The 16440-nt window shown below is 50.0% G+C and carries 20 protein-coding genes and 1 pseudogene; 18 read left to right on the top strand and 3 right to left on the bottom strand.

From position 1 onward, the window contains the following. The first annotated feature begins 29 nt into the window (after positions 1-29). The 8 genes from M3194_RS12970 to M3194_RS12935 all read left to right on the top strand — a co-directional run bounded on the left by M3194_RS12970 (position 30) and on the right by M3194_RS12935 (position 5320). Positions 30-428 carry a hypothetical protein gene (locus tag M3194_RS12970; RefSeq protein WP_251654471.1) on the top strand — a complete coding sequence of 133 codons (399 nt, stop codon included), beginning with the start codon at positions 30-32 and terminating at the stop codon, positions 426-428. Then, a complete protein-coding gene (locus M3194_RS12965; protein WP_251654469.1) occupies positions 425-616 on the top strand; it encodes a hypothetical protein in 192 nt (63 codons plus the stop codon). The genes M3194_RS12970 and M3194_RS12965 overlap by 4 nt, the downstream gene beginning before the upstream one ends. Positions 617-646: 30 nt before the next feature. Then, the gene (locus M3194_RS12960; protein ID WP_251654467.1) at positions 647-1375 is read left to right on the top strand and encodes a glycosyltransferase family 2 protein; all 729 of its coding nucleotides are present in this window, start codon (positions 647-649) and stop codon (positions 1373-1375) included. Beyond that, a complete protein-coding gene (locus tag M3194_RS12955) occupies positions 1365-2486 on the top strand; it encodes a glycosyltransferase (protein WP_251654465.1) in 1122 nt (373 codons plus the stop codon). Before M3194_RS12960 ends, M3194_RS12955 begins: the two co-directional genes overlap by 11 nt. A 33-nt stretch (positions 2487-2519) precedes the next feature. Beyond that, positions 2520-3593, top strand: coding sequence for a polysaccharide pyruvyl transferase family protein (locus M3194_RS12950; protein WP_251654463.1), 1074 nt, complete (start codon positions 2520-2522; stop codon positions 3591-3593). A 149-nt stretch (positions 3594-3742) separates the two neighbouring features. Continuing rightward, on the top strand, positions 3743-4045 hold the full coding sequence (locus M3194_RS12945) for a hypothetical protein (RefSeq protein WP_251654461.1): 303 nt from the start codon (positions 3743-3745) through the stop codon (positions 4043-4045). A gap of 56 nt (positions 4046-4101) precedes the next feature. Beyond that, a complete protein-coding gene (locus tag M3194_RS12940; RefSeq protein WP_251654459.1) occupies positions 4102-4794 on the top strand; it encodes a copper homeostasis protein CutC in 693 nt (230 codons plus the stop codon). A 13-nt stretch (positions 4795-4807) separates the two neighbouring features. Continuing rightward, entirely contained in the window at positions 4808-5320 is a 513-nt protein-coding gene (locus M3194_RS12935) for a DUF1572 family protein (RefSeq protein WP_251654458.1), read from the top strand. 99 nt (positions 5321-5419) lie between these two features. Here the strand turns inward: M3194_RS12935 and M3194_RS12930 are convergent, their stop codons facing one another. Next, a complete protein-coding gene (locus M3194_RS12930) occupies positions 5420-5872 on the bottom strand; it encodes a Dps family protein (protein ID WP_251654456.1) in 453 nt (150 codons plus the stop codon). A 189-nt stretch (positions 5873-6061) separates the two neighbouring features. On the opposite strand from M3194_RS12930, the gene M3194_RS12925 reads away from it, so the two are divergent. Further along, on the top strand, positions 6062-8380 hold the full coding sequence (locus tag M3194_RS12925; RefSeq protein WP_251654455.1) for an ATP-dependent DNA helicase: 2319 nt from the start codon (positions 6062-6064) through the stop codon (positions 8378-8380). Positions 8381-8477: 97 nt separating this feature from the next. Here the strand turns inward: M3194_RS12925 and M3194_RS12920 are convergent, their stop codons facing one another. Beyond that, entirely contained in the window at positions 8478-9149 is a 672-nt protein-coding gene (locus tag M3194_RS12920) for an S-layer homology domain-containing protein (protein ID WP_251654453.1), read from the bottom strand. A gap of 207 nt (positions 9150-9356) precedes the next feature. Here M3194_RS12920 and M3194_RS12915 point away from each other — a divergent pair, with 207 nt between their 5' ends. The 6 genes from M3194_RS12915 to M3194_RS12890 all read left to right on the top strand — a co-directional run bounded on the left by M3194_RS12915 (position 9357) and on the right by M3194_RS12890 (position 14725). Then, positions 9357-9551, top strand: coding sequence for a DUF2188 domain-containing protein (locus M3194_RS12915; RefSeq protein ID WP_251654451.1), 195 nt, complete (start codon positions 9357-9359; stop codon positions 9549-9551). Between the two features lie 211 nt (positions 9552-9762). Beyond that, positions 9763-12891, top strand: coding sequence for a beta-galactosidase, LacZ type (gene lacZ / locus M3194_RS12910; protein ID WP_251654449.1), 3129 nt, complete (start codon positions 9763-9765; stop codon positions 12889-12891). A gap of 129 nt (positions 12892-13020) precedes the next feature. Then, the gene (locus tag M3194_RS12905; protein ID WP_251654447.1) at positions 13021-13218 is read left to right on the top strand and encodes a WYL domain-containing protein; all 198 of its coding nucleotides are present in this window, start codon (positions 13021-13023) and stop codon (positions 13216-13218) included. Between the two features lies 1 nt (position 13219). Then, positions 13220-13441 carry a winged helix-turn-helix transcriptional regulator gene (locus tag M3194_RS12900; RefSeq protein ID WP_251654445.1) on the top strand — a complete coding sequence of 74 codons (222 nt, stop codon included), beginning with the start codon at positions 13220-13222 and terminating at the stop codon, positions 13439-13441. Between the two features lie 90 nt (positions 13442-13531). After that, complete coding sequence (locus tag M3194_RS12895; protein ID WP_251654443.1) at positions 13532-13750, top strand: alpha/beta-type small acid-soluble spore protein; 219 nt, start codon at positions 13532-13534, stop codon at positions 13748-13750. A gap of 84 nt (positions 13751-13834) precedes the next feature. After that, positions 13835-14725: an ATP-dependent DNA ligase gene (locus tag M3194_RS12890; protein ID WP_311290669.1), complete on the top strand. Its 891-nt coding sequence runs from the start codon at positions 13835-13837 to the stop codon at positions 14723-14725. A 32-nt stretch (positions 14726-14757) separates the two neighbouring features. Here M3194_RS12890 and M3194_RS12885 read toward each other — a convergent pair whose 3' ends face one another. After that, the gene (locus M3194_RS12885) at positions 14758-14970 is read right to left on the bottom strand and encodes a hypothetical protein (protein WP_251654441.1); all 213 of its coding nucleotides are present in this window, start codon (positions 14968-14970) and stop codon (positions 14758-14760) included. A 111-nt stretch (positions 14971-15081) separates the two neighbouring features. Here M3194_RS12885 and M3194_RS12880 point away from each other — a divergent pair. The 3 genes and pseudogenes from M3194_RS12880 to M3194_RS12870 form a co-directional block, all read left to right on the top strand. Continuing rightward, positions 15082-15423: pseudogene (locus tag M3194_RS12880) on the top strand (Crp/Fnr family transcriptional regulator); the annotation flags it as partial. A gap of 81 nt (positions 15424-15504) precedes the next feature. Next, on the top strand, positions 15505-15795 hold the full coding sequence (locus M3194_RS12875; protein WP_251654894.1) for a Crp/Fnr family transcriptional regulator: 291 nt from the start codon (positions 15505-15507) through the stop codon (positions 15793-15795). A 129-nt stretch (positions 15796-15924) separates the two neighbouring features. Continuing rightward, positions 15925-16416 (top strand): cupin domain-containing protein, encoded by a 492-nt coding sequence (locus M3194_RS12870; RefSeq protein WP_251654439.1) that lies wholly within the window; start codon positions 15925-15927, stop codon positions 16414-16416. Positions 16417-16440: the final 24 nt, after the last annotated feature.

The following is a 16440-nucleotide window of genomic DNA, read 5'->3' as shown; positions in this document are numbered from 1 at the left end:
TCCAGATGGAATAGGAGGATAGAGAAGCAATGAAGATTGTTGGAAACGAGAGAGAGCTGAAGGAATATTTTGATGGACTTGCTCGTCTGCTTCAGCCAAGCGCAGCACGGCAGGCGGCATCGGACACGCTGGATGTATCGGCGCTTATAGCGGAGCTGCGTCAAACCATTCGAGAGGAATTGGCTTTGATTGGCGCTGAGGGACAGCGCAATATCGGCAGTTACAGCTTAAATAAGCTCAAGCAAGTCTTTGAGCCTTACGCAGGCAAGCCGGCTGAGCTATTAACCCCGGCCGGCACGGTAGAAGGGACGATTTTGAAGGTAGGCAGCGATTACTTGATTGTTCGCGAGCATGGTGGGACGAGCGTAATGGTGCCGCTGGAGCAGCTGGTCTCCTTCCAGCTGACAGGAAAGCAGGTGGAACGATGATTGAAGAGCTGCAATCGCTCGTGAACAAGGAAGTTCAGATCGCGAGCGCTCTGGAAACGATATGCGGGACGCTTGTGTCGGTGGACGGCACGGCGGTGACGCTTCGCACTTCAGAGGTTTTTGGCTATGAGAGCGGAAGCTACGCCATTATACAGCTGCGTTTTATATCATATATTCGGATGCTGTAATCATGATGGAAATGAAGGGAGGAGAGGCAATTGTCATTTCAACGCGTGCCGGGGCTAGTTAGTATCGTCATCACGGTCTATAACAAGCTCCCGTATTTGAACGATTGCTTGACAAGCCTGCTCAATCAGACCTATCCGAGCTGGGAGCTCATCCTCATTGACGATGCATCCACGGACGGGTCATACGAGTATATGTTGAATTGGGTTAACAACAATGAGCTTTTCTTCAGGGAAGGCAAAGGGATATATATGCTTCGGCTCCCTCGCAATGCCGGCTACGCCGGCGCAATAACGGCCGGAATGTATTTGGCCAAAGGCGAGTATATCGCCATCCAGGATGCCGATGACCTATCCCATCCGGAGCGGCTGGAGAAGCAGGTCCGCTATCTGAACCATAATCCGCAGATCGACCTGCTCGGCACGAACTACGAGGTGTTTGAAGAGGAGCATCTGGACCGCCGGACGCCCGTGTACTGGCTTAAATACGGCGAGCAAATCGGAAAGGTCTATGCAAAAGGCGGACATTGCATCTGCCACGGCACAGCGATGTTCCGAGGATCGGTGTTCGATCATATCGGCGGACATACAAGACGCATTGAAGGCGCGGAGGATTATGAATTTATATCGAAAGTGATTAAGCCGGGAGCAAGGAATGTGGAAAATTTGCGGGAGGTGCTGTATTACTACCGCAAGCATCCAAAGCAGCGCTCGCGCTATTATTTCGGGAAGTCGAAGAAGGAGCAGGATTATGACACGTAATCGGATTCGGCTGCTGATGGTGATGGACAGCTTGGCTGTCGGCGGTACGGAAACCTACGTGCTTAGTCTTGTTAAAGCCTTCCCGTCATTAGGCGTCATGCCCGTCTATGCGGGCGGAACCGGCGTGATGTATGAAGCTTACGCCCGCGCAGGCTGTCCGATTCATCGCGTGGGGTTGACGGCGGAGCAGCTGATGGATCCCGCTTGGCAGAAGCAGGCGGAGAGCGCGCTTATGCAGATTATGCGGAGCCGGAGAATTGACTTGGTGCATATTCACCAAACGCCATCGGGTCTATACGCAGCGGAAGCGGCGAGAAAGCTGGGAATTCCGGTCGTCTTTACCGTTCACGGCGCTTACTACCCGCAAGACCAGCTTCAGTTGATGAAGACGGCCGGATGCACCTTTGTTAGCGTAAGTCCTCCCGTGCAAGCGTACTTGGACCAGCAGGGCATTCCCTCTCATCTTATTGCGAACGGCATAGACTTCGAGCAGTATCGTTCCGAACCTTCTTCCTATTTGCGCACCAAACTTCGAATTCCGGAAGGGGAAAAGGTGGTGGTCTACGCCTCCCGTCTGGCATGGGATAAGGCGGCTGTCTGCGCGATGCTCATTCGGGCGGCACGAGCGATTCGCTTGAACGAAGGCATTCCGCTCCATGTGGTTATCGCGGGCTCCGGCAACCAGGCTGCCGCAATTGCCGAGCTGGCAGAGGCGGCGAACCTCGAATGCCGTACCTCCTTCGTGCATCTGGTAGGCAATCAAATGCAGCTTCGGGATTATTACAATCTGGGCGATCTTGTCGTCGGGACGGGACGAGTTGCCCTTGAGGCCATGGCTTGCGGAAAGCCTGTGCTGGCCATCGGCAATCACGGCTATTTTGGCTTTGTGAACCAGCCCGTATATGACGAGGCCTGGCAGTATTATTTCGGCGACCACGACTCCAAGGAGCGACCTTCGGAGCAGCGGATCGGGGAAGCGATCAGCGAGGCGCTCGCATTCCCGGGCAAGCTGGAGGAGATGGGCAGGCAGGGACAAGCGTGGGCTCGGGAGCATTTTCTTATCCGTGACAAAGCGCTTCAGATGAGGCAGCTATATGACTCTTTATTGTAAGAAGAATGGTAAGAAATGGAGTGATAGCTACAAATGCGAAAGGTGTTGTATTTAGGTTGGATTGGCTTTAACAACCTGGGCGATGAATGGATGTGGGAGATGTTCGAGGCTATGGCGAATGCTCATTTGAAGGCGGATCAGCATCAAGTCATCCCTTCGCTTCCGCAGGTGGAATGGAAGAAAGTAAGCCAGTACGATACGATTGTTCTGGGCGGAGGTTCCTTAATTGTGCCGGGGTACGTCGATCTGGTGCATGAGGCATTGGAACTTGGGAAGAACATCGTAATCTGGGGAAGCGGCCATGATCGTCTCCATCACTGGGCGCCGTCATTGGACGGACAGCTTAAGCCGGAATCAGCCGTTGAAAGCGCATCTTATCGGCTTAAGCTGAAGGAGATCATGGAAAATAGCGCCTATAACGGAATCAGAGGGCCGTGGACGAAGGGCTATCTGGAGACGCTAGGAGCTTTACCCAAGACTATCGAAATCAGCGGAGATTCCGCGATGCTGATGAATGCCTTGAAGCCAATGCCGGCACCGCGGCAAACGGCAAGCGTTCAAGGACGGCATCGAACCATTGGCATCAATTGGGGCACCTCCTATAACCGGATTTACGGGGGCAGCGAGGAACGGGTAGAGGACGCATTGGCAACAACGAGCCGCTCCTTGCTGGCCCTTGGGTACAGGCTTCATCTGTATTCGGTCTGGGGGCCAGACAAAGAGGCGCTGGCAAGGCTATATCGCAAGCTTGGCCAGGACGAACGCATTACGTTTGATCCTAAAGTGTATCCGGCAGAGGATTATGTACAACTGCTGGCTGGGTTTGATGCGACAATCAACTTCAAGCTGCATGCCAATCTGTTGTCCGCGGCGGCGAACGTTCCGTTTGTCTGTGTCGGTTACCGGTTCAAGAGCTTCGATCTGATGCACGGCCTAGACTTAGCCGATTGGATTGTACCCTCGGATGATTCGCAATTGGCCGAGAAACTGACGGAGAAAGCGCAAGCTGCCGAAGCCTGGAGGGATGGATATATCGGCAAGCTGGAAGAGGGGCGCCAGGCAACTTATCAATCGCTCATTAAGCCGTTTCGCGAGGGATTATTTTAGAGCTGTTCAGAAGAGATTGTCCGGAGCAAAAGAGACAATCTCTTTTTTCATGCTTGCGGGTTTAGAGATTTGTTGGTTTAATAAATGTCATTGATCTAATGATGATCGAAATGGTAAAATATGGATGGTCAAGAAATGGAGGGGATCTTGTGTCTGTTCCGATTATTTTTATCATCATAGCGGCTTTCTTCGTAATTGCTGTTCTTGTTTCGAGTTTATCCAAACCATCGAATGGCGCGAATAGAGATACCTCTTCAGAATCGAGCATGCATTCGGATATGCTGCACGGCAATACGGCTGAAGATATCCATCGCCAGCATCATCGACATGACGCTCAAGAGCATCATGATCATCATGATCATGGGGGCCACCATTCTCACGGAACCGATTCCTCCTCGGGGTCGGATTCGGGCAGCGGAAGCTCTGACAGCGGAGGTTCGAGCAGCGATTAGGCGGCGGTATCAGCGGTCAATAGACGGTTTTAAGATGGATGGAGGTTATCTAATTTATGTTATTGGAAGTCATTGCAACCTGCATGGACGATGCTTTGACGGCGGAGGCAAATGGAGCGGACCGTCTTGAGCTGATTACGGCCATCACGGAAGGCGGTTTAACGCCCGGAATTGGTCTAGTTGAACAGGTGGTCCGTGCCGTCCGCATTCCGGTTTTTGTGATGGTGCGTCCACATAGCCGTTCCTTCGTATACGCAGAACATGATATTGATACTATGGCTTTGGAGATTAAAGCGATTGTAAAAGCCGGAGCCGCCGGCATTGTGATGGGCGCTTTAACGCCTGAGGGTAAAATTGACGAGAGGCTGCTGGAGAGGCTGCTTCCGCTGACCGGCGGGCTGCAAGTGACATTCCACCGTGCCTTCGACGAGCTGAAAGACCAATATGAAGGAATGCGGACGCTGCTCAAGCATCCTCAAATTACGCGCGTGCTTACTTCTGCCGGGCCTCGGCCGGCGATCGAGTCGGTTAAGGAGATGGCGGGGCTAGTTGCCGCAGCGGGCGAAAGCCGCCTGACGATTCTAGCGGGCAGCGGCCTTAGAGCGGAAGGAATAACCGATTTTATTCAGGAGACGGGAGTAGAGGAGGTTCATTTCGGATCAGCTGTTCGTTATGACAAATCCAATCTGTCTCCGATTGATCCGTCAGCGCTTCGGATGCTTGCCGACAACGTGCACCGGATGAGGTAAGAGAAGCGAAAGGGTGAGGGCTCTGGATAGTTCAGCTATCGTTATCAATCTGCTATTAAGGAAATACAAGTCGGATCAAAATGGGATTCGCATAGCCCTGGCGCAGCTATCCGAGGAAGATATCGTGTGGTCTCCCACGCCTGAGAGCAACAGCATTGCCAATCTAATCGCGCACATTTCCGGAGCTGTTCGCCAATGGTTTGAAACCGTTTATTTTGATGCTTCCTATGAAGATATAGACAGGAGCAAAGAATTCGAGCGCGGCCTACATATGACGAAAGAGCAAGCAGGGGAGCTTTTTCAAATTGCCTACGACCGCATCATTGAAGTTCTGGAGATGATGAAGGCAAATCCCGAAAGGCTGCTAGAACAGCCGTATCTGGATTTCCCGCCGTTCGAAGGCGCCTTGGACAATCAAGCCACGATCTTGGAAATGCTTCTGCATCAGTTCAGACATTTGCCCGGTCATGTTGCACAAATCGTCTACATTGCGAAAATGAGGAAGGGCCAGCTTCAGTGGCCGTAAGCACGCGATTCGGCAGGCGGAGCTGGCGACCTGTCGGAAAACGAATCAGAAAGAAGCTGCCGATCTGTCGGCAGCTTCTTTCATTAACTGGATAGCAGCTTATTTACCATTAAACGCGCTCAGCATCCAGATATGTTTTTCGAGCGATGTATGAATGGTAAGCAGCATGTCCGCGGTTGTTTCGTCGCCGGCTTTTTCCGCGGCTTCCATGCCTTCTTTCAACTCTTCGGTAATAGAGGAGAAGTCCTTTATTAGTTGATCAACCATTTGTTCGGCCGTTTCCTTACCGCTTGCTTCCTTAATCGTGGATTCCTTCAGGTAGTCGCTCATGCTCGCAATTGGCTGGCCTTTCACCGCGAGCAGACGCTCCGCGATTTCATCAACGTGCATCGCGGCTTCCTCGTATAACTCTTGGAATTTGACGTGAAGCGTGAAGAATTGCGAACCTTTCACATACCAGTGATAGTTGTGCAGCTTAATATAAAGGACGCTCCAGTTGGCGACCTGTCTGTTCAGATGTTGTTGGATGGTACTAGTTGTTTTGGTAGTCATTGTTCATGCATCCCTTTCCATGCGAAAATTTGAATTCATAGCTACTATTAAACCTGATAGCGTCAGTCGAAACAGGAATGTTAAACCAATTCGTATTAGACGAAGGCCGGAAGCCTTTACTCCCGAACATCCGTTTGGTATAGTCGAGAGGATACGGATAGATGAACGGTTAGGGGCGAGGAAAACGGGATGACGAATACGGTGCATTTATCCGTGCGGGCGCTGGTCGAATACGCCTATCGAAGCGGGGATATCGAAGCAGGCTTCAGATCGGCTGTTTCACTGGTGGAAGGGACGCGGACGCATCAGCAGATCCAGAAGCAATATGGCGATCAGGATGCCAAAGAAGTCTACGTATCGGCGGAGATTCCTTATGAGGATCTGCTGTTTGTCATTGACGGTCGCTGCGACGGGCTGCTTCAATCGGATAACGGGCTTACCGTCGACGAAATCAAGTCCTTTTCCGGGCAGCCTCCGGTTCTTATGGAGGAGACGTACCCCGTGCATTGGGCGCAGGCGCAGTGCTATGCCTATGTGGTAGCGAAGGATCGGGAGCTCGAATCGATGCGGGTCCAGCTGACTTACGTGCAGATAGACAGCGGAGAGAGCCGCCAATTCGTTCGCACGATGACATTTACGGAGCTTGAACAATTCATACATGATATGGTAGCCCGCTATTATCCATACGCTTCGATGAAAAGCCGGCATGCCGCTAAGCGCGATGCCAGCATCAAGGAGCTAAGCTTCCCTTTCCCGTCGTACAGGGCAGGACAACGGCAGCTTGCGGCTTCCGTTTACCAGACGATAACGGATGGGCGCAAGCTGTTTGCGAAGGCGCCGACGGGAATAGGCAAGACAATATCGACTTTATTCCCGGCCGTGAAAGCGATCGGGGAGGGGCTGCTGCAACGGCTCTTTTATTTGACGGCACGAACGACGACTCGTACGGCTGCGGAAGAGGCGATGGTGATGCTGCGCGAAGGCGGTCTGCATCTGCATACCCTCACGCTCACGGCAAAAGATAAGGTTTGCTTCAAAGACGAGGTGCGCTGCACGGCGGAATATTGCGAATATGCACAAGGGTATTACGACCGCGTTGGCGGTGCACTCCTTGACATCCTGGATAACGAGACGGGAATGACGCGGGAAGTCATTGAACGTTATGCCCGCAAGCACCGGGTCTGTCCGTTTGAATTCTCGCTGGATGCCGCCTATGCGGCGGATGCGGTTATCTGCGACTACAATTATATTTTTGATCCCCGCGTCAACCTGAAGCGGCTGTTCGAGGAGCAGAAGCGGCATACGGCATTATTGGTTGACGAAGCCCACAACCTTGTCGACAGGGCGCGCGAGATGTATTCCGCGGAGCTCCGCAAGGCTGATTTCCTCGAGCTGCAACGCGCTAGCAAAAACGTCCGTCCACTCGTGTACCAATCGGCGAAGGCGGTGAACAATTACTTCATCGCGCTGCGCAAATCGATGGAAGAGAGTGGCGGTGAAGACGTGAGGCGCGATCTTCCGGAGCAGCTGCTTGATCTGCTGGAGACATTAACAGATGCGGCGGAACAACGGCTGGTAACCGGGGATTCCGATCCGCTGCTGGCGGATGTCTATTTCGGCTGCCAGCATTTTTTGCGCATTGGCAAGCTGTACGACGAGCGGTATGTCACCTTCGCCGAGAAGGAGAGAAGCGACGTGAGGCTCAAGCTGTTCTGCCTCGATCCGTCGCATCTTCTGAAGCAATATGCCAAAGGCTACCGGGCGCAGATCCTTTTCTCCGCAACGCTGTCGCCGCTCCATTATTTCCGAGACATGCTGGGCGGGGATGAGGAGAAGGATTATTCGGTCTCAATCCCTTCGCCATTCTCGGCGGAGCAGCTTGATGTCCGGATTGAACGGCTGTCGACGCGCTATCAGGACCGCGAGCGAACGATGGATCCGGTTGCCGGTCTGCTAAACGATATGGCCGGACGGCACCAGGGCAATATTCTCGTGTTTTTCCCGTCTTACGCATACATGAACGGCGTGTATGAACGGTTTATGGCTCTATGGCCTGAAGAAGTGGCTGAACAGACGGACAATGGGATGAAGATTCGCACGATCGTTCAAAGGCCGGGCATGTCGGAGGAGGATCGGGATTCGTTTCTGGCCGCTTTCGCAACGGGAAATAAAGGTACGCTTGTCGGGTTCGCCGTTATGGGCGGCATCTTCTCGGAGGGCATCGATTTGGTCGGAGACCGGCTGACCGGTGTCGCCATCGTTGGCGTAGGTCTGCCGCAGGTCGGGCCGGAACGGAATATTATCAAAAATTATTTCGACGATCAAGGAAAAAACGGTTTCGAATATGCCTACGTTTTCCCCGGCATGAACAAGGTGCTGCAAGCCGGAGGACGGCTCATCCGCTCGGAGCAGGACCGCGGAACGCTATTGCTCATTGACGATAGGTATACGCAGCCGCAGTACGCCAGGCTCCTGCCTCCCGACTGGAGGCAATCGCATTTCATGTGATGGGCAAGAAAACAAAACTCGTCTCTAATCAAAACCGAAAAACCCGATTCTCTTGGAGAATCGGGGATTTTTGTTTCCTCTGAATAAGGTTTTTGTTTTACTCAGCGGATGGAGCAGGAGCCGCATCGATATAGGCAAGTGCATTGTAGATGAGCACAGCTGCATCCGCGCGCGTAATTTCATCCGTAGGATTGAAGTTGCCGGCTTCATCAAGCTCAGCGATTTTCAGAACCAAAGCCCGTTGAACGGATCCTTGATAAGCGTCGGTAAGTTCTGCTTCGTCGTTAAACTCAACCGGAATGATCTTGATCAACGGCAGATTGCTGTGCTTCTCGATCGCAAGGATCAGCTGATGAGTGAACTCCTCTTTTGTCCAAACTTTGTTAGGGTCCAGATCGTTAGGCAAGCCAATGTCATTGTTCGCCGCGATGATCAGCGCATCTGCATACCAAGCATCATTGTCTGCTTTCGGGAAGTAATCCGTAGCATGCGGCTCTTTAATGAAGCGAAGCGTATCGATGTTCAGATCAAGCGCGTTTACGATCAGCTGGATGCCTTGAGCTGCAGTCAGCGTAGCGTCAGGCAAGTAGCGGTCTTGGCTAACCCCTTGCACCAAACCTTTATTCTGCAAAGAAATAATTTTATCCTTAGCACTTACATTCGCGATATCCGTGAATGTAGTTGATGTTGCCGCAAAGCTTTGACCGGCAATGGATAGGGTAAGTACTGCTGTAGCCGCTAGTGTAACGAGTTTGAATTTGCTTGTCATGGTATCACCTCATCATGTATTTGGAACGTTCCATTCTCATAGACGGGCTTTGCAAAAAAAGGTTGCAACAATACTTACATTTTTTTATAAACTTAACATTTCGTTAATATATTTAAGATTTCTTGTACCAATTGCTTGAGACATGCCGTGATTCAAATGCCATTCAGCTGTCTAAAAGAGGGTAGAAAAAGCAGAGGAGGAGTGAATATGCCCTGGAATAAAGAAAACTATCCCGATTCTCTCAAATACTTCATGGCGCCGGTCCGCAATAAGGCGATCGACATTGCCAATGAGCTGCTGAAGGACGGTTATTCCGAAAGCCGCGCTATCTCCATCGCAACCGCCAAGGCCAAAGAATGGGGAGAACACCACGACAAACGGATCCGAAAGAAAGGTCACTGATGCGCTTGAAGTCCCGCACCCAGCCGCGTTATCAGCGGCTTTTTGTTTTGAAAAGGAGTATTTTGCCCGGTGGCCGGAGCACCCATCATATAATGCAAACTATCGTGGGATTGTTTCTGTAAATAGCTATGGTTATTTAGTATATTTAACGCGACAACACCAGCGAGGATGATCGCGGTGTATGATTTTATGACCAAAGAGGGAAACGACGATGAAGCAAAAGCTGAAATATGCACCGCCGGCAAACGGCTATCCGGAGTGGAACAATAATCCGGAAATCTTTGAACTTAATCGAATGAAAGCACATGCAACGCTGATTCCTTACGATTCAGTGGAAGAAGCAATCGTAAATAACCGCCAAACTTCCCGAAGTTATATGTCGCTTAACGGCGTGTGGAAGTTTGCTTTTGCGGAGTCGCCGTCGAAACGTATATGGAATTTCTATGAGGATAGCTTTGATCACGCAGCCTGGAATGACATTACGGTGCCTGGCCACTGGCAGCTGCAGGGTTATGATTATCCCCAGTACACAAACGTCCGCTATCCGTGGGAGACGTCAGAGCCGGAGCTGGCGCCGCCGTTCGCTCCTACTTTGTACAATCCCGTGGGCTCGTATTTCCGTACGTTCACCGTGCCGGAGAATTGGCAAGAACAGCCTGTCTTCATCAGCTTTCAAGGCGTGGAATCCGCTTTCTATGTATGGGTTAACGGTGAGCTTGCGGGCTACAGCGAGGATACCTTTACGCCGGCGGAATTTGATCTTACGCCTTATTTGAGAGAAGGGGAGAATAAGTTTGCCGTCGAGGTGTATCGCTGGTGCGACGCAAGTTGGCTGGAGGATCAGGATTTCTGGCGGCTGAGCGGAATTTTCCGCGATGTGTATTTGTATACCGTGCCTAAGGCGCATGTATATGATTTCTTCGTAACAACCGAGCTGGATGAGATGTACAAAGATGCCGAGCTTAAAGTTCATGCGACGCTGATGAATTACCGGGAAGCCGATTTGGGCGCCGTTACTCTTGAAGCACAATTATATGATGCCAATGAGCGCGCTGTATTTGAAGAGCCAATGTCGGTAACTGCAACGCTTGCCAGCGATAATGCGGAAGCTCAAGTTGCGATTTCGGCCCTTGTCGAGAGTCCGCTGAAATGGAGTGCGGAGGAGCCGCATCTCTATATGCTCGTGATTAGCCTGAAGGATGAGAATGGAGAGCTTCTTGAAACCATCAGCACGCAGACGGGATTCCGCAAATTTGAGATTAAAGATGGATTCATGCTTATTAACGGGCAGCGAATTGTCTTCAAGGGCGTCAATCGCCATGAGTTTTGCAGCGACGGCGGCCGCGTGATGAAGATGGAGGATATGATAACCGACATCAAGCTCATGAAGGCGCACAATATCAATGCCGTGCGTACCGCCCATTATCCGAACAATCCGTTGTGGTATGAGCTTTGTAACGTATATGGCCTGTACGTGATTGATGAGACCAATCTGGAATCGCACGGCACCTGGAGCGGCGGGCAGACCGAGCTGCTTCCGAAAACGGTGCCCGGCAGCCATCCGGAATGGACGAACAACGTGATTGACCGCGCGAATTCTATGATGCAGAGGGATAAGAATCATCCTTCGATTCTCATATGGTCGCTTGGCAATGAAGCGTTCGGCGGGGAAAATTTCGTCAAGATGCATGATTTCCTGCGCGAAGCAGATCCGACTCGGATTGTCCACTATGAGGGCGTAGTGAATTGGAAGGAATCCGCCGCCGCGACGGATGTTGAAAGTTACATGTATATAAGACCAGACGGTTTAGTGGAGTATGCAAAAGCAGCCGGCCCCAAAAAGCCTTATATTTTATGCGAGTACAGCCATGCGATGGGGAATTCACTTGGCGGCTTGCATCTGTACACCGAGCTGTTTGATCAATATCCGGTTCTGCAAGGCGGCTTTATTTGGGATTGGGTGGACCAAAGTCTATGGAACACAGACGCGGACGGCAATAAATATATGGCGTATGGCGGAGATTTCGGCGAAACGCCTCATTCGGGCAATTTCTGCGGCAATGGTCTTTTGCTAGCCGATCGTTCCGCTTCACCCAAGCTGATTGAAGCCAAGAAATGCTATGAAAATATAACCGTTACCGAAGTAAATGGCACGCAAGGCATCTATCGCATTACAAATAAAAACTTATTCACGAATTTGGATGCTTATTTGCTCCAGTGGACAATTGCCATAGACGGAGCCGTAGTTGCGCAAGGAAATGATTCTGTATCGGTCGCGCCTCTTGAGAGCAAAGAGATTCAGCTGGCGCTGCCGAAGCTTGATCAAAGCGGGGAAGCCGTGCTGACGATCAGCTTTGTAACGAAGAAGGAGGAGAAATGGGCAGAAGAAGGTCACGAAGTGGCCTTCGAGCAATTCCTGCTTCCTGTCGTTAAGACGGCAAAAGCTGTTGTTGAGCCGGTGAACAGCCATCATAGTCCGGTTCAGGTATCGGTTCAACAGGAGTTACTATCTGTAAGCGGCGAGAACTTCACTGCCGGGATTGATACTTCAAATGGCAGCCTGGTATCGTATCGCGTTGGAGGAAGTGAACTGCTCAAAGATGCTCTTGCGCCAAACTTCTGGCGCGCCTATACGGATAACGACCGCGGCAATAAACAGCATGATCGCTGCGCGACATGGAGAAGCGCTGGAGAAGAGCGAATGCTCCGCTCGCTGCGCTCGGAGCAGCTTGCCGATCGTCTCCTCGTACATGCCGCGTACGTGCTGCCGACAACATCGGAATCAGCTTGCTCGATGACGTATACCATCTTTGGCAACGGTACTATCAACGTAGAAATGCAGCTGGTTCCAGGAAGCCAACTTCCGGAGATTCCGGAAATCGGCATCATGTTTAGTATGGACGGAGCGTTTACGGACCTGGAATGGTATGGCAAAGGTCCGCATGAATCCTATTGGGATCGGCAGTTGAGCGCCAAGATTGGACTGCATCAAGGCAAGGTTGCTGAACAATTTGTGCCGTATCTAAGACCGCAGGAGTGCGGCAACAAAACAGGGGTGCGGCATGCCTCGATTTCCAATCCTGAAGGCGTAGCGCTGCACATTGCGGGCGAACCAACCTTCGAGCTGAACGCGCTGCCTTATACGCCATTTGAGCTTGAAGCAAATGATCATGTCCATAAGCTGCCGGCGAGCGACAAGACGGTCGTCCGAATCAATTATCGTCAGATGGGCATAGGCGGCGATGATAGCTGGGGTTCAAAGCCGCATCCGCAATTTCTGCTGCTGGCCGATAGGAACTATTCATTCCGCTTTACGATGCAGGGTAAAGCTAATTTATAATGCTTAATCTTTAAAACACGATGGCAGCCAGTTGACTGGCAGCCATTTTTTTTCGGATTATTTTTCATCTTGCACTAAGAACGTGTGTTCGGTGTATAATAAGAAAAAGTCCTTAATGAGGTGAAGCGAATGGAGAAGTATATTGGCAAGATTGTGCAGCTAATTTACATTAATCGCAAACGTGATGTGAGTATTCGGGATGTGCGCGTCATTTCGGTGAAAGCGGGCCGGCTGAAGGCGTATTGCTTCCAGGCACAAGCCATTCGCGTATTTAATCTTGATGGGATCGTTGACGTTGAAATAACCCAAAAGAAAGTAGGCGCTTAATATGTTGAACGATACGGAGCGTAAGCTGCTGCGAATTCTATATAACAGGAACGGTCATCAGAACGCTCGTATACTTATTCCCGAGTTGGCGCGGTTAGCCGGGAGGGAAGCGGGCCAGATCCGGAAGGCGCTGGAACGCTTGCAAGAGGAGCGGTTCATTGAATGGGAAGAGACGCTAAACGTGGTTAAGGTGGTTCCGGGTTGGCAGCTTCACGCAAAATGAAACAGGCTGCCAAAGCTTTTATTTTATGACACGCATAAATTTCCAACAACTCCGCAAAATAACCTCACATCCAAGAAGGAGTTGACTATTATGGCTAAACAATCCAACAATCTTGTTGTACCGCAAGCACAAGCAGCAATCTCGCGCATGAAATACGAGGTGGCAACCGAGCATGGCATCCAGCTGTCAGAAGGCTACAACGGCAATCTGACGACTCGTGAAGCGGGTACGATTGGCGGTAACATTACGAAACGTTTGGTTCAAATGGCAGAGCAATCGCTTAGCGGCGGAGCAGCAAGAAAATTCTAATCACCCTATTAATTCCCCTCCATTCCATACACTTACCATCGAGAACGCGTTAATAACGATGGTATAATCGTGGGATGAGAGGGGATGTTTTTTATGTTCATCTCGCCGATGCTATTGAATAAAGCAGAGGAACCTTTTGACTCCAATGACTATTTATTTGAACCTAAATTTGATGGTCAACGCCTTATTGTTTCTTTTATTAAAGGGCAAGTTAATATGTACACCAGACACAACAACGACGTCACGAGACAGTATCCGGAATTGTTCAATGTTCCGGTAGACAGTCATATGGACGTTGTGCTTGACGGCGAGGTTGTACGCGTTCGGGAAGATGGCACAAATGACTTCGAAGGACTAATCCAAAGATTTCAATTAGGCAAGCAGACGAAGATCAGAGAAGCTTCAAGAACACATCCCGTTCAATATTTCGCGTTCGATATATTGTACCTAAACGGCAAAAGTTTAATCCATTTGCCGCTACTTAAGCGTAAAGAGATCCTTGCGCAAGTACTTATCCCTAACCATTATTACCATTTAACCTTGTCTATCGAGCAGCAGGGCATAGCGCTTTATAAAGCGATCAAGCATAAGGGATTAGATGGGATCGTGGCAAAAAGAAAGAACTCCAAATACGTTGGCAAACGATCCGAGAGCTGGCTTAAAGTCATGAATTATCAATACGCTGAAGTTGCCATAAGCGGCTATAGTCGGAACGAATTTGGCTGGCTGGTGGAATATGAGGGTCAGCACGCAGGCATTATTGATTTATCCGTACCCGTTGAGGCAAGGAAAGCATTCTTCAAAGCGGCTTCATCGATTATTACAGGTCAGGATAAGCACTACGTATATGTAAAGCCCATACTTAAGGTGAAGGTAAGGTTCCGTAACTGGACCTCGAACAATAGGCTCAGGTCTCCCGAATATGTGGGATTTGCCGGAGAAATAAATGGCCCCCAAGCTATCCTTAGCGGATAGAATGAGGGCTTTATTAATCTAAGCGCGTTGTCTTAGCCCCGTTTAATTCCAATACCTGCGTTATCTTCAGGCGTGCCGAGCCAATAGCCGTAGGCGATAGATTTTTCCACGAAATTCTGCAGAACGGCAAGATCTGGAGGACCAGGCTGCACGGACTCTGCCGGACGACCGATTTCAATGAAAAATTCGCCTAAGTTCACGGTTGTGGCGATTAAGAGCGTTACGGGTTCATTGGTGGCGTACAAAGAAAACCATGCCAATAATTTACGGAAATGAATGATTGGTCTGAATGTTTGATCCTTACATCGCGCAATATAAATGCAGAACTTATTCTATCCAAGAACGGGTAACAGCCTATGCAATCACCATTCAAATTATCGTCATTTAAGCTTTTCTTGTCTCTTCCAGCCGAGATATTGAAGGAGCTTGACCAAATCGCTTCGGAAAAGGACTTTTCTTTTCCAGCTAAAAAAACGGTCATTCAAACCCCCGGAGCCGAAAGCTCGGGTTTGTCTTTTGTTATTACGGGAAAGCTGCGCCTTTATAAGACGAATACGGCAGGAAAGCAATATACTGTCGGCATACTAAGCCCAGGGAGCATGTTTGGAGAAAGCGACTCCTTCTCTTTGGGGACGCATGGCAATTATATTGAAGTTATTGAAGACGCGTGTATTTGCTCCGTACAAAAACAACCCTTTGAGGATTTGTTAATTAGATTTCCGGAATTGACGCTACGGATTCTGAAGGAATTAAGCACGCGGTTGAAAGAGCGAGACGAAATGCTGGAAAAGCTCACATTAAAGGATCTTCGAGGCAAAGTACATTTCCTGCTCGCAAAATTATCGAATAAGTTCGGCAAGGATAATGACGGGTATCAGAAAATCGATTTGCCCCTTACCCATCAAGAGCTGGCCAATATGATCGGTGCTTCCAGAGAAGCCGTTTCCATTGTTCTGCAGGAGCTTTCCAACGAAGGAATAATCGTAACGGGACGGAAATCGATTAAAGTTAACGCGGAGAAAATTCTGAACGAATCGGAGCATGGACATGACTTATGGCATAGAGCATAAAATGTATCATGTTCCGCGACAGAAAATTTTTGTTTTTTTATAGACAAACACATGACTTTCCACAGATTTTCCGCTGTTCCTCTTCTTGCTAAAATCCAAGTGAAAGAAGAGAGGCAGGGGAGAAACAGCATGTCAAAGGTACAAAAAACAACGGATGAGCGCCATTCCGTTTTCCATAGGAACGAAGAAATCGTATGGAACCAAGTCGATCATGTCCCGGGAGAGAGCATCTGTATTCGGGTAAAGGGCGAGGATACGAATGGCGCATATGCCATCTTGGATCTAAGGAAGAATCCTTCGAACGGACCGTCATATGGACCGCCAATTCACATTCATCAAAGAACGGATGAGATATTCCGCGTCGTTGAAGGGAAGGCCCGTTTCCATGTTGACGGGAAAGAGTTCGATGCAGAAGCGGGAGATATCGTGGTTGTTCCAAAAGGGATTCGCCATACGTTCGCTAATTTTGGCGATACTCCATTACATCTGCAGATTACGTTTACGCCAGCCGGAGACGAGCTTGCCTTTCAGGATTCGGTCGGGAAGTCCATTGATGAAATTATAGAAATGTCCCGAACCAAATATCAGGTCATCTTCACAGGTCCGCCTCTTGCAAAATAAAAAGCAAAAAAGCCTCCCGGTCCG

The organism is Paenibacillus glycanilyticus (genome assembly GCF_023715145.1).
GTDB lineage: Bacteria > Bacillota > Bacilli > Paenibacillales > Paenibacillaceae > Pristimantibacillus > Pristimantibacillus glycanilyticus_A.
This window is presented reverse-complemented; position numbering and strand designations above follow the sequence as displayed.